Below are 13,347 nucleotides of genomic sequence, written 5' to 3' on the forward strand. Positions count from 1 at the left end.
TTTAAATCCTCCTATTTCCCTGATAAGATTTCTTGCTCCATCATATTTATAATACTGAATATTTCGTCTTTTTTAGTTTTTAAGGCTGCCTTATTTACAATCATCCGAGCCGATATAAAGTACATTTCCTCAAATACAATGAGTCCATTCTCTTGTAATGTTTTTCCTGTTTCAACAATATCTACAATCGCATCTGCCAATCCAAGAAGAGGAGCGATCTCTACAGAACCTTCTATTTTAATAATTTCTACATCCTCTCCCTTATCATGAAAATAAGTAGAAGTAATATGTGGGTATTTCGTAGCGATTCTTTTCTTCCGGTAACTCTTCGGATTATACGTAGGAATAGAAGCAACACAAAACTTACAAATCCCCACTCCTAAATCCAGCATTTCATAAATATCTTTCTCGTTTTCCATTAAAATATCTTTTCCAACGATGCCAATATCAGCTACCCCATGTTCTACATAAGTAGCAACATCAACCGCTTTTAGTAAAATAAATGAAATATTTGTATTTTTACTTTGAAATACAAGCTTCCGACCTTTATTTTTGAGCTCGGAACAATCAATTCCAATCTGCTCAAAAAGTGGAATGACATGTTTTTCTAATCTTCCTTTCGTTAACGCAATTTGAATGTTACGCATGAAGCCTCTCCTTCTTTCTGGACTACCCATTTCTCATTCCATACATATTCCACTAAGTATTCATTCTTTGCCTCAACGACCGTTCCTATTTTATTTTTTCTTGCGAATTGAAAGGTATCGCTTAAATTAGAGAATAGAGATAACCAAGCATTTTTCCCATCCTTTCGAAGTAAATTTCGTAGCCTTTCTGCTTCCGCTAATCTATTTAACTCATAATGAATCACAATATCAATTTGATTTCGTTCATATGGTTCTTGCTGCTCTTGCAGCGCCTTCACAATTTGATTTACTTGTACCGCGAGTCCAACAGCTGGCAGCATTTCTCCAAAATTGCCAATTAGCTCATCGTATCTTCCGCCACTAACGATTTCTTCTCCAATTTCATATATATATCCTTTGAAAATAACACCCGTATAGTAATCTAAGTGTTGAATCATGCCCAAATCAATTGATATGTAAGAACCATATCCTAACGTTTCAATTGTTTCATACATTTCTTTTATTCTTGCAATTGCCATTTTCATTTCATTACTTGAAGCAAGCTTTTCTGCTTCCTCAATAACTTCTAAATTTCCAAATAGCCTTGGCAATTTCTCAAGTAACCTTACTGTCTCATCGCATCGATTTAATTTCTTTTCTCCGATAAAATTTGAGAGGGCTGCATAATTTTTACTTTCTATATACGTTCTAAGTACCCTTTCTTCTTCATCATGGATGGAGAGTTTTTTTACAATACATTTATATAACTGTACTTGCCCAATCTCAATTGTAAAAGATTGCACCTTCAACTTTTGAAGTGCTTGAATGACACTTATTACACATTCAATTTCAGCTCTTACATTATCAATCCCGATAACTTCAATACCACTTTGTACGATTTCATTATATTTTCCAGAATGGGATTCATTCGCTCGAAATACATTCCCGCTATACGTCACTTTAAGTGGCGTATCCCATCTCTGTGTTCCAATAACTCTCGCTAAAGGAATTGTCATATCTGGACGTAAAACGATAATCCTTCCCTTTTCATCAAAAAATTTATACATCTTCTCTTCATCTATCGGTCTATTTTGAAATGCAAAAACGTCATAAAATTCAATTGTAGGTGTTCTTATTTCTTCATAACCTCTCTCTAAAAAAGTAAGCCTTAATTTTTGTTCTACTTCTTCAATTAACGTACATTCTTCGAATAAATAATCTCTCGTTCCATTTGGATTTGCCCGTTTCCATTTTGTCATCTAAATTTTCACACCTTTCCCCTTCTAATGTATGCCTATTTCATTCCCCTAAGCCGAAAATAAAAAGAGCCTTGTAGACAAAATACCTACAAGGCTCTTCAGTAGAGTGTAGGTACAACGGGAATAACCCTTGTACCTACACGTTTTCACGCTAGGTTCAAGGGTTTCATGTATGATGATGTAGTTGTGTAAGCATTGTAATAGATTGCACGATATTCATAATACTTACTCCCTTTCTCCTCTGATTTTCACATAGTATATAACAGTTAATTTTGAATGTAAATACATTTTTAATATTCCGTCATTTTTTTAATGTAAAGCCACTTTTCTTTCATACTCTTTTATTTCTTGTTCATATTGCATTGTAATACTAATTTCATCTAAACCATTTAATAACTTCTCTTTCCACATTCTCTCGATTGTAAAATGGAATCTATGCGTATTCGTTGTCATTATTTCATTTTCTAAATCAACTGTGATTTGTTCTCTCGCATCTGTTTTAGCAAGTTGTTCACGCATATCTTTATCCATTACAATCGGTAACATGCCATTTTTCATACAATTCATATAAAAGATATCGGCAAATCCTCCAGCGATAATAACGCGGAAACCATAATCAGCAAGTGCCCATGGAGCATGTTCTCTTGACGAGCCACATCCAAAATTATCGCCTGTGATTAATATACTGGCTCCTTTTCTTTCTTGTGCATTAAGCGGGAAATTAGGGTTTTCTTGGCGATTATTATCATATCGCCACTCATCAAATAAAAACTTCCCAAACCCAGTTCTTTCAATTCTCTTTAAATATTGCTTCGGAATAATTTGATCTGTATCAATGTTATCATTCATCAGTACTGCGGCAGTACCTTTATGAATACGAAATGGCTCCATCATAACTCTCCTTTCTAATATCAACAAAATGACCATATAACGCAGCCGCTGCCGCCATTGCCGGGCTAACTAAATGCGTTCGTGCTCCCTTTCCTTGTCTTCCTTCAAAATTGCGATTTGACGTAGAGGCACAATGTTCCCCTTCAGGCACTTGATCTGGATTCATACCTAGACACATTGAGCATCCGGGCTCTCTCCATTCAAATCCAGCTTCTTCAAATATGCGATGTAATCCTTTATGCATCGCTGCTTCTCTTACCCTTTGAGATCCAGGTACAACAAGTGCTCGCACACCTTCTTTTACTTTTTTACCTTTCACGACAGATGCAGCAATTTCTAAGTCAGAAAGCCTGGAATTTGTACAAGATCCAATGAAAACATGTTGAACTGGAATGTCATACGTACTTTGTCCGGGACTCAATCCCATATAAGAAAACGCTCTTTCGTCATTTGCATCATGCTTTTCTGGCAATTTCTCATCGATCCGAACACCCATACTAGGATTTGTTCCCCACGTAACGTACGGTGCTAAATCCGTAACATCTACTAGAATATGTAAATCATAAACTGCATCTAAATCTGTATAAAGTTCTGACCATTTTTTCTTAATAGATTCATAGTCTTTCGGTGCATATTTACGCCCTTTTACGTAAGCAACCGTTTTTTCATCTGGTGCAATAATGCCAGCCTTTGCTCCCCCTTCAATTGCCATATTGCAAAGCGTCATCCTCTCTTCCATATCCATAGCATGAATGGCCTCTCCGTAAAATTCCATTACGTAACCTGTTCCAACTGCTACTCCGTACTTTGAAAGAAGATGTAAAATAATATCTTTCGCATAAACACCTTGCGGTAACTTTCCTTTTAACTCAATGCCCATCGCTTTCGGCTTTCGTTGCCATAACGTTTGCGTTGCCAATACATGTTCCACTTCACTCGTACCAATACCAAACGCTAGTGCGCCAAAAGCACCGTGTGTCGCTGTATGACTATCACCACAAACAATCGTTTTTCCTGGCTGTGTGAGTCCAAGTTCTGGTCCTATTACATGAACGATCCCTTGCTCTTCATCTCCGATATCCGCTAATGGCACCTGAAATTGTTTACAGTTTTCCCGAAGTGTATCTAGTTGCTGCTTCGCAATGCGGTCGGTAATATTCCAAACATCTTTCGTTGGAATATTATGATCCATCGTTGCAAATGTTAAATCTGGTCTGCGGACTGTTCGATTTGTAAGCCGCAAGCCTTCAAAGGCTTGCGGTGACGTTACTTCATGAACAAGATGTAGATCGATATATAATAAATCCAATCCATTTTCATTAGTCGCAACTACATGTCTTTCCCAAAGCTTATCTAGTAACCTTTTCCCCATTATCTTCCTCTCCCTACTAACGCTTGCTCTTCCATTTCTTGAATAACTGCCTTTGTAAATGAAGTTGTCGTTTCAGTCCCCCCGATATCTGCTGTACATTTTCCTGATTTAAGGACTGCAGAAACTGCTTCTTCAATTGCATATCCTTCTCTCGTTAATCCGAACGATTGCCCAAGCATCATTGCAACAGAACGCATCATCGCAATTGGATTCGCCTTATTTTTCCCCGCAATATCCGGTGCTGATCCGTGAATAGGCTCGTATAATGAAGGCCCCTTTTCAGCGTGACTTGCTGATGGAAGCATTCCTAATGATCCAGCTAATACTGAAGCCTCATCACTTAAAATATCACCAAATAAATTTTCCGTTACAATAACGTCAAATCTTCCTGGATTCCGAATTAATTCCATAGCTGCTGCATCTACTAAAATGTGTTCTACTTCCACATTTGGGTAGCGAAGTGCTACTTCTTCTGTCACAGTTCTCCATAATTTACTAGACTCTAAAACATTCGCTTTATCAATAGATGTTACTTTTTTCTTCCGCTTATTCGCTAATTGAAAAGCATACGAAACGATACGTTCAATTTCATGGCGATGATACGTAAGTGTATCTGTCGCCACTTCTTCCGTTCGCTCTTTCGGATAAGAAAAATAAATTCCGCCTGTTAATTCACGAACGACAACGAAATCAATTTCATCAGCGTTTTTTAATGGTGATAAATGTGCAGTTGCACTTTCTACCGTTACAGGGCGAACATTCGCAAATACACCGAGTCCTTTTCTTAATGCTAATAATCCTTTCTCAGGCCTTTCTTTCGCACTATCCCACCTTGGTCCACCTACTGCTCCAAGTAAAACCGCATCACTCGCTAAACAGGCGGCAAGTGTTCGCTGTGGTAATGGTTGCCCAGTTAAATCGATAGCAACACCACCAAAGTACTCATCTTGCAAATGAAAATGATGTCCATATAGCCTTTCTACCATATGCAATACTTCCTTCGCACTTTCCATTACTTCTGGACCAACACCATCACCAGCTAAACAAACGATACGTTTTTCCATTTTTAACACTCCTTTTAACTGAATTTTCAGAACTTTAATTTGATAGGTGAGGAAAGCTTCTCTCACCTATCAAATATTTATTTCACAAGCGCTATAAGAGATTTTAATTTCCCTGCTGCATGGACATAAGCTCTCGCCGACGCTTCCAATACGTCTTGCGCAACTCCGAAACCTGATATTTGGTGACTACCTTCTTTTAATTCAACATGAACGTGAGCAAGTGCATCTTGACCTTGTGTAATAGATTGTATGCGATAATCTGCCAATTCACATTCTAATCCTAAAATTCTTTGAATCGCATTGTATATCGCTTCAATACTACCAGAACCAGTGGCTGCATCTTCATATACATTTCCTTCCTCATCCTTCAGCACAACTGTTGCGCATTGTGTACTATTTGATACGAAATGCACTTGTAATTGCGTAATGTTATATTGCTGAGCTGCAAATGCTGCTTCACCAAGCATAAGTGCGCGTAAATCTTCTTCAGTAATTTCCTTTTTACGATCAGCCAATTTTTTAAATGCTTCGAATGCCGCATCTCGCTCTTCATTTGTAAATTCATAACCAAGCTCTTTCATTTTTTCCGTAAACGCATGACGGCCAGAATGTTTCCCAAGTACAAAGAGATTTTGAGATTCTCCTATAAGCGCTGGTTCGATAATTTCATAAGTTGTTACTTCTTTTAAAACCCCGTCTTGGTGGATGCCCGATTCATGAGCAAATGCATTCGCTCCAACGATTGCTTTATTTTTCGGTACAACCATACCCGTTAACCTGCTTACTAATATACTCGTCGCCTTAATTTCTTTTAAAGTCATTGAAGGCTCTGCTTTATAAAAATCTTTTCTAATATGAAGAGCTACCGCAACTTCTTCTAACGCTGCATTCCCTGCTCTTTCTCCAATGCCATTAATCGTTCCTTCTACTTGCAATGCTCCTCCTTCAACCGCAGCTAACGAATTTGCTACTGCCATACCAAGATCATCGTGACAATGACAAGAAAAAATCGCTTTTTCATATGATGGAACGGATTCTTGTAAGTATTTAAAAAGAGAATAATACTCTTCCGGATTCGTATATCCAACTGTATCTGGAATATTAATTACATTCGCTCCTGCACGAATCGCAACTTCTACTGCTTCAGCTAAAAAATCTCTTGTTGTTCTTGTCGCATCTTCTGCAGAAAATTGTACTGTCGGAAATAATGATTTTCCAAGCGTAACCGAGCGATGAATACTATTTAACACATCTTCTTTTGACATACAAAGTTTATATTTCATATGAATATCACTCGTAGCTAAAAATACGTGTAGACGAGGAGATACAGCACCTTTCACAGCTTCATATGCTCTTCGAATGTCACTTTCTTTCGCTCTAGCTAAACTCATAACCGTAGCATTTTGAATTGTATTCGCAATACGTTTTACCGATTGAAAGTCACCTTCGGAAGCTGCCGCGAATCCAGCTTCCATTACATGAATACCAAGCCTCTCTAATTGCCTAGCAATTTGTAATTTCTCTTGTTCATTTAAATTTACTCCTGGTGATTGTTCGCCATCACGAAGCGTTGTATCCATGAACAAAACCTGCTTCATATTATTTAACCCCTACCTTTACTCGCGGCTGTACGAAAGGCATCATTTCACGTAATTTACGTCCAACTACTTCGATTTCATGTTTATTCTCTTTCTCATTTGTCGCATGGAAATTTGGTCTTCCTGCTTTATGCTCTGCAATCCAGCCTCTTGCAAATGTACCATCTTGAATTTCTGCTAATACTGCCCCCATCGCTTTCTTCGTATCTTCAGTAACAACGCGTGGTCCTGATACGAAGTCTCCCCACTGCGCTGTATCTGAAACTGAATATCTCATATTTTCAAGTCCACCTTCGTACATAAGGTCAACGATTAGCTTCAGTTCATGTAAACATTCAAAATATGCAAGTTCAGGCTGATATCCTGCATCAACTAACGTTTCAAACCCAGCTTTTACAAGTGCAGTCACTCCGCCGCAGAGTACAGCTTGCTCTCCAAATAAATCTGTTTCTGTTTCTTCTTTAAACGTCGTTTCTAGTACACCAGCTCTCGTTGCTCCAATTCCGTCAGCATAAGAAAGTGCTTTTTCAGTCGCAACTCCTGTTGCATCTTGATATACTGCAAATAATGCAGGAACAGCCCCGCCCTCGGCGAACGTACGGCGTACGAGATGCCCCGGTCCTTTTGGCGCTACTAGAAATACATCTACATTAGCTGGTGGTTTTACTTGATCAAAGTGAACATTAAATCCATGTGCGAACACGAGGGAGTTTCCAGCCTGTAAATTTGGTGCAATTTCAGCTTCATATACTTCTGGTTGTAATTCATCAGGCAGTAGAATCATTACTACATCAGCTTTTTCCGCTGCTTCTGCTACTGTATATACAGAAAATCCATCTTCATTCGCTTTATTCCAAGACTTACCTTTTCTTAAACCTACTACTACATCAAATCCGTTATCACGTAAATTTTGCGCATGTGCATGACCTTGCGAGCCATATCCGATGATTGCTACTTTCTTTTCCTTTAATACATTTACTGTTACATCTTTCTCATAATAAACTTTTGCCATTTTCATTTCCCCCTATATTTAAATGATTATTGAATTAACATAACTTGCTTATCTTGTTTTTTCATACTACGTGTAAATGCTGTTACACCTGTTCTAGCAATTTCTTTCAAACCGTATGGACGAAGTAATTCAATTAACGCTTCTACTTTATCTTGCGTACCTGTTACTTGCACAACTATGGAATCCTTCCCAACATCTATTACAGCGGCTCGAAACGGTTCAATTAAACTATATAATTCTGCCCTCGCTACAGAAGTTGCTACTTTAATAAGAGCAAGCTCTCTAGCAATCATTGCTTCTTCTGTAATATCTGATACTTTCAGTACGTCAATTTGCTTATGCAGTTGTTTAATTAACTGCTCCACTTGCTGTTCACTTTCAACGTGTACAACAATCGTCATTCGCGATATATCTGATGATTCTGTATGACCTACTGAAATACTTTCAATATTAAAATGTCTTCGTGTCATAACCCCTGTGATTCGGTTTAACACACCACTTTGATTTCGAACTGTCGCTGTAACAATTCTCTTCACCCTTTTTCCACTCCCTCCATTTGGTGAACACCTTTTCCTGGCGCAACCATCGGCATAACCTTCTCTGATTGAAGTACACGACAATCAATTACGACTGGCTCTTGTAATTCGATCGCATGCTGGATTTGCTTCTTTGCAAGAAGTGGATCGTCAATACGAACACCTTTTATGCCATATGCATTCGCAAGAGCGACGAAATCTGGTTGGCATGGTAATAAAGAATGTGAATATCTTTGATTGTAAAATTCATCTTGCCATTGTCTTACCATTCCTAAAGCTTCATTATTTAAAATAAATACTTTAACGGGTAAAGCGTGTTCTTTTAATACACTTAATTCTTGTAGAGTCATTTGAAACCCAGCATCACCAACAATTGCAATAACTAATTCTTCAGGCTTTGCAATTTGCGCACCGATTGCTGCTGGAAATCCAAACCCCATCGTTCCTAATCCACCAGAAGTTACCCATTTATCTGGATTTTTCAGCGGATAATATTGGGCTGCCCACATTTGGTGTTGCCCAACGTCTGTTGTTACAATCGCTTCTCCCTTCGTAATTTCATATAACATATCAATTGCGTATTGGGGCTTAATACTTTCAGAATTTCTTTTATAAGAGAATGGATATTGTTCTTTTCTCCCCTTTAATAAAGTGATCCATTCATGATGATTTTCTTTTCCCCCTTCTGGTTCAAGTAATACTTCCAATGCCCGCTTAGCACTTGCAACAATAGGAATTTCAGTTGGCACATTTTTCCCAATTTCTGCTGGATCGATATCGATATGCGCAACAGTAGCCCCTTTAGCAAAATAAGCTAAATTCCCTGTAAGCCGATCATCAAATCTCGCGCCTATATTAATGAGTAAGTCACATTCATATAACGCCATATTGGCTGTATAAGAACCATGCATTCCTCCCATCCCTAGAAATAGTTCATCATCTGGTGGAAAACCACCAAGACCAAGTAATGTATGCACAACAGGGATTTCATATTTACGAGCAAAATTTGTCAATTCTTTCGAAGCTTTCGCATGCAATATACCCGCTCCAGCTAAAATTAACGGTTTTTTTGCGGTTTCAATTACTTTGAGTAATTTGTTTATTTGAAGTAGATTCGGTTCATAATTAGGGTTATATCCCGGTAAATCCATTTGTACATTGCTACATTGCTCACCTTTCTCGACTACCATATCTTTCGGAAGGTCAATAACGACTGGTCCTGGTCTTCCAGTTTTAGCAATATGAAATGCTTCTTTAATAATTCGAGGTAAATCTGAGGCCTTTCGCACTTGATAGTTATGTTTTGTCACTGGCATCGTAAGTCCCATAATATCTGCCTCTTGAAAAGCATCGCTCCCAATTAACGTTGTTGCTACTTGGCCTGTAAATACTACAAGTGGCAATGAATCAATCATCGCATCAGCTAGACCCGTAATTACATTTGTAGCACCTGGCCCACTCGTTGCAATTACAACCCCTGGATGCCCTGTAATTCTGGCATACCCTTCAGCAGCGTGAATTGCCCCTTGCTCATGCCTTGTTAAAATATGCGGAATTTCACAATCATACAATGCATCATAGAGAGGTAAAACGGCACCACCCGGATAACCGAAAATCACTTCTACGCCTTCCTTTTCTAGCGCTTCTAACAATAGCTGTGCACCAGTTGCCAGTTTCTCTTCCGTTTTTGAAGACATTGTTCTTATAAGCCCCCTTTTTCAAACTTTTATACAATAAAAAAATCCTACGTCCACACTCCAGCTATGTGCTGAAGGGACGAAAGATTTCGCGGTACCACCCTTCTTCGCAAGAATACTCTTGCCTCAGTGATCCATAAATGGATCTAGCTAATAACGGAGCTACCGTCTAAGCCTAGACAAATGCTTTAGCTTAGCACTCAAGGGCGATGTTCGTCGACGTGAACCATCGGTTTTCAGCAACCACCGACTCTCTGTGAGGCTTCACAATCAACTACTCCTCCCTATCAACGCTTTCTTATGTTAAAAAAGTTGTTATCCAACTTTATTTTCTTCGTAAATTTTCTCTCCATCTTCTACAACTAACTTACGAAACTCTTTTAATAAACGGTTCGTATGTGGACCTGTTTGCCCTAAGCCAATCGTTCTACCATCTACTGTCGTAACAGCAATCACTTCAGCAGCTGTTCCTGTTAAAAACACTTCATCAGCTACATATACATCATGTCTTGTAAATAACTCTTCTCTTACGTCATACCCAAGTTTTTCGCCGATTTCTAAAATGGCGTTTCGTGTAATACCTTCTAACGCTCCAGCAGAACTTGGTGGTGTAATTAATTTATTTCCTTTAACAATAAACACGTTATCTCCTGATCCTTCAGCTACATATCCTTGATCATTTAACATAAGTGCTTCTTGTACTCCAGCTAATTTCGCTTCAATACGAACTAAAATATTGTTTAAGTAATTTAAAGATTTTACTTGAGGGGATAAAACATCGGGACGATTTCGGCGCGTTGCAACTGTTACAACTGGAATCCCTTTCTCATAATATTCTTGTGGGAATAAAGATAATTGTTCTGCAATTACTACTACATTCGGCTTCTTACATGAATCGGGATCCAATCCAAGATTTCCTGCTCCTCTTGATACAACAAGGCGAATGTATCCATTAGATAATTTATTTTGTCGAATCGTCTCAACAACAATATTTGTTACTTCATCTAATGAATATGGAATTTCTAAAAGGATTGATTTTGCTGATTCATACAGCCGGACAAGATGCTCTCTCAAACGGAAAACATTACCGCTATAAACTCTAATTCCTTCAAACACTCCATCGCCATATAAATAGCCATGATCATATACTGAAACTTTTGCCTCATCTTTTGGAACAAATTCTCCATTTAAGAAAATCCATTGCTCATTCACTAGAAGCGCCTCCTATGTTCTATGAATTTTTTATTGTTTCCTAGTTTACTCTCCTTTCTAAATAAATCAAGTGAATTTTTAGAAAATTTATAATTTTTAATCGTACGTACTTCTTTGCTTATACTGATTTAACAACATTGTTAACGTTTACAAAAAGTCAAAAAATTTTTTCGCCAATTTCCACTAAAAAAATATTTGTTTAAAAGAAGGATTTTCATCAATTGATACGAATCTATTGTATTCAATAAACGGACGTCCGATTTTATAAATCCGGGGATATATAACGACTTTTGCTGAAAAAGGGGGAAAATAACAAAAATAGCGCTGTCTAAAAATAACATTCATATTTTTCATTTCGTAATCATAATCCTATTTTTAAAAAACAATTTGTCAAAATAAAGGAGGAAATAAATATGGCGTGTGTACAAATTAAAGGAACGAGACAAGAGGTAGTAGAAATGCTGCAATTATTTGATCTAATGGATACGAAAGGTTTTTGTAAATTCGATAATTACGTAGAGGTAGAACCAAATACGAAAGAACATAATCATTTTATTGCTTCAATCGACATCCATTCAAATACTTCTTCAGCACAAGATACATTAAACGATCAATTCGTTAGTCAAATGCTTACTGGCGTATATAACGACTAAACAAAGATTTACTTCCTACCGTCTTTTCATAAATATATGCAGTGAACTTGAGCATACTAGCAATTAGATGGTAGGAGGTGATAATTATGGCTAGAATTGGCGTTGAAAACTCATTAACAGACGTTCAACAAGCTCTTCAACAACAAGGTCATGAAGTTGTTACACTTAACTCAGAACAGGATGCACAAGGGTGTGATTGTTGCGTTGTAACTGGGCAAGATTCTAATGTGATGGGCATTGCAGATACATCAATTAAAGGATCAGTCATTACAGCTCACGGTTTAACAACGGATGAAATTTGTCAACAAGTTGAAAGTCGCACTTAAAAAATGAAAGAGGACCCCTTTTAAAAGGAGTCCTCTTTTTTATATTCACCTAACGGGAAAGTAACATATACTGGATGAAAGCCCTACCTCTCTCTCATCATTACGGTTCCACTGACCGCTCCTTGATTCACTAGTATACATATATAGCTTACAAATACAATTTATAGGGTTTGTTCACAAAAGTTGTTGATAAAATTACCCGATCTTTCGCAAACTTTTCGTATTGCATTCATAAGAGATATTTACTTTACACTAGCTGTAACCGAGACACGAATTAAAATTCTAACACCAATACAATAACTTGTCAACTTTTTTCCGTAAATTAAAAACAGACATTAACGGTTTGTCTGTTTTAGAATGGAGCTTTTTCTTTTATTACATATACAACAAAGCCGCTAACTAACATAAATAAGCCAACTACTAAGTTTTTGATATTAATCATAAATTCCTCTCCCTTATTCCACACATCATATATATTTACATTTCAATTATTCCGATCATCCTAAAGCGCACTTTTTCTAATATATCATAATTCCTAAAAAATGCAAGTTCACTTTTGACGAGCATTCACAAATTTATCTACAGTGCTTGGTACAGTATTTAAAGCCTTTTCAATTAAATGTGTACTGCTGTTGAGATGTAATACTTGCACCCCATTAGAACCAACTACTAAAAAAGCTACTGGACTAATGGAAACCCCAGCCCCGCTTCCTCCTCCAAATGGATGCCCTTGTTTGTTCTCTTTATGCTGATTTTGCCCACCGTTATGTTTTTCAGTGATGAAATCCCCTTTAAAATCACTTCCACCAGCTCCAAAACCAAAAGCCACTTGAGATACTGTTAATACTACATTTCCGTCAGCTGTTGAAACCGGGCTCCCAACAATTGTATTTACATCTACCATCTCTTTTAAATTTGTCATTGCCGTTTTCATTAAATTTTCAATTGGATGTTCCATTATGTATTGCACCCTTTCCTCATTATTCCTTTTTATATTTTCCAAAATAGAGGAAGTCATACTAACTTTTCCTATTTCAAAAAAACATTTTCCTTCTTTTAAAAGATACTACTCCCTGTACATGCTCCGGTATAGTGAAACTT

The 13,347-nt window shown here is 37.5% G+C and carries 14 protein-coding genes and 1 other annotated feature; of the genes, 2 read left to right on the plus strand and 12 right to left on the minus strand.

Features of this window, described 5'->3' with window-relative positions; genetic code table 11:
* Nucleotides 1-11 precede the first annotated feature (11 nt).
* From hisG to ilvE, 10 genes are all read right to left on the minus strand, one after another.
* Nucleotides 12-647 carry an ATP phosphoribosyltransferase gene (gene hisG, locus D1166_RS00130; protein ID WP_118043224.1) on the minus strand — a complete coding sequence of 212 codons (636 nt, stop codon included), beginning with the start codon at nt 645-647 and terminating at the stop codon, nt 12-14.
* Nucleotides 623-1,885 carry an ATP phosphoribosyltransferase regulatory subunit gene (locus D1166_RS00135; RefSeq protein ID WP_000170293.1) on the minus strand — a complete coding sequence of 421 codons (1,263 nt, stop codon included), beginning with the start codon at nt 1,883-1,885 and terminating at the stop codon, nt 623-625. The genes hisG and D1166_RS00135 overlap by 25 nt, the downstream gene beginning before the upstream one ends.
* Before the next feature lie 309 nt (nt 1,886-2,194).
* Nucleotides 2,195-2,776: a 3-isopropylmalate dehydratase small subunit gene (gene leuD, locus D1166_RS00140; RefSeq protein ID WP_000433190.1), complete on the minus strand. Its 582-nt coding sequence runs from the start codon at nt 2,774-2,776 to the stop codon at nt 2,195-2,197.
* The gene (leuC, locus tag D1166_RS00145; protein WP_000518102.1) at nt 2,754-4,148 is read right to left on the minus strand and encodes a 3-isopropylmalate dehydratase large subunit; all 1,395 of its coding nucleotides are present in this window, start codon (nt 4,146-4,148) and stop codon (nt 2,754-2,756) included. The genes leuD and leuC overlap by 23 nt, the downstream gene beginning before the upstream one ends.
* A complete protein-coding gene (gene leuB / locus D1166_RS00150; RefSeq protein ID WP_000415384.1) occupies nt 4,148-5,212 on the minus strand; it encodes a 3-isopropylmalate dehydrogenase in 1,065 nt (354 codons plus the stop codon). The genes leuC and leuB overlap by 1 nt, the downstream gene beginning before the upstream one ends.
* A gap of 77 nt (nt 5,213-5,289) precedes the next feature.
* Nucleotides 5,290-6,810: a 2-isopropylmalate synthase gene (gene leuA, locus D1166_RS00155; RefSeq protein WP_000815755.1), complete on the minus strand. Its 1,521-nt coding sequence runs from the start codon at nt 6,808-6,810 to the stop codon at nt 5,290-5,292.
* Nucleotide 6,811: 1 nt separating this feature from the next.
* Entirely contained in the window at nt 6,812-7,822 is a 1,011-nt protein-coding gene (ilvC, locus tag D1166_RS00160; RefSeq protein WP_001151747.1) for a ketol-acid reductoisomerase, read from the minus strand.
* A gap of 26 nt (nt 7,823-7,848) precedes the next feature.
* Nucleotides 7,849-8,358 carry an acetolactate synthase small subunit gene (ilvN, locus tag D1166_RS00165; RefSeq protein ID WP_000822952.1) on the minus strand — a complete coding sequence of 170 codons (510 nt, stop codon included), beginning with the start codon at nt 8,356-8,358 and terminating at the stop codon, nt 7,849-7,851.
* Nucleotides 8,355-10,055, minus strand: a complete 1,701-nt coding sequence (gene ilvB / locus D1166_RS00170) for an acetolactate synthase large subunit (RefSeq protein ID WP_000095832.1) — start codon at nt 10,053-10,055, stop codon at nt 8,355-8,357. Before ilvB ends, ilvN begins: the two co-directional genes overlap by 4 nt.
* A gap of 72 nt (nt 10,056-10,127) precedes the next feature.
* Nucleotides 10,128-10,355 (minus strand) — a binding site (T-box leader).
* Nucleotides 10,356-10,370: 15 nt separating this feature from the next.
* Nucleotides 10,371-11,267, minus strand: coding sequence for a branched-chain-amino-acid transaminase (gene ilvE / locus D1166_RS00175; RefSeq protein ID WP_001005487.1), 897 nt, complete (start codon nt 11,265-11,267; stop codon nt 10,371-10,373).
* Nucleotides 11,268-11,680: 413 nt separating this feature from the next.
* Here ilvE and D1166_RS00180 point away from each other — a divergent pair, with 413 nt between their 5' ends.
* Both D1166_RS00180 and D1166_RS00185 read left to right on the plus strand, forming a co-directional pair.
* The gene (locus D1166_RS00180) at nt 11,681-11,920 is read left to right on the plus strand and encodes a DUF3911 family protein (RefSeq protein ID WP_000752512.1); all 240 of its coding nucleotides are present in this window, start codon (nt 11,681-11,683) and stop codon (nt 11,918-11,920) included.
* An 86-nt stretch (nt 11,921-12,006) separates the two neighbouring features.
* Nucleotides 12,007-12,246 (plus strand): YkuS family protein, encoded by a 240-nt coding sequence (locus D1166_RS00185; RefSeq protein WP_000101022.1) that lies wholly within the window; start codon nt 12,007-12,009, stop codon nt 12,244-12,246.
* A gap of 352 nt (nt 12,247-12,598) precedes the next feature.
* Here D1166_RS00185 and D1166_RS00190 read toward each other — a convergent pair whose 3' ends face one another.
* Nucleotides 12,599-12,688 carry a hypothetical protein gene (locus D1166_RS00190; RefSeq protein WP_000608227.1) on the minus strand — a complete coding sequence of 30 codons (90 nt, stop codon included), beginning with the start codon at nt 12,686-12,688 and terminating at the stop codon, nt 12,599-12,601.
* Between the two features lie 108 nt (nt 12,689-12,796).
* Nucleotides 12,797-13,264 carry a GerW family sporulation protein gene (gene ytfJ / locus D1166_RS00195; RefSeq protein WP_097861903.1) on the minus strand — a complete coding sequence of 156 codons (468 nt, stop codon included), beginning with the start codon at nt 13,262-13,264 and terminating at the stop codon, nt 12,797-12,799.
* Nucleotides 13,265-13,347: the final 83 nt, after the last annotated feature.

Source organism: Bacillus sp. ISO11, assembly GCF_003458115.1.
Taxonomy (GTDB): domain Bacteria; phylum Bacillota; class Bacilli; order Bacillales; family Bacillaceae_G; genus Bacillus_A; species Bacillus_A cereus.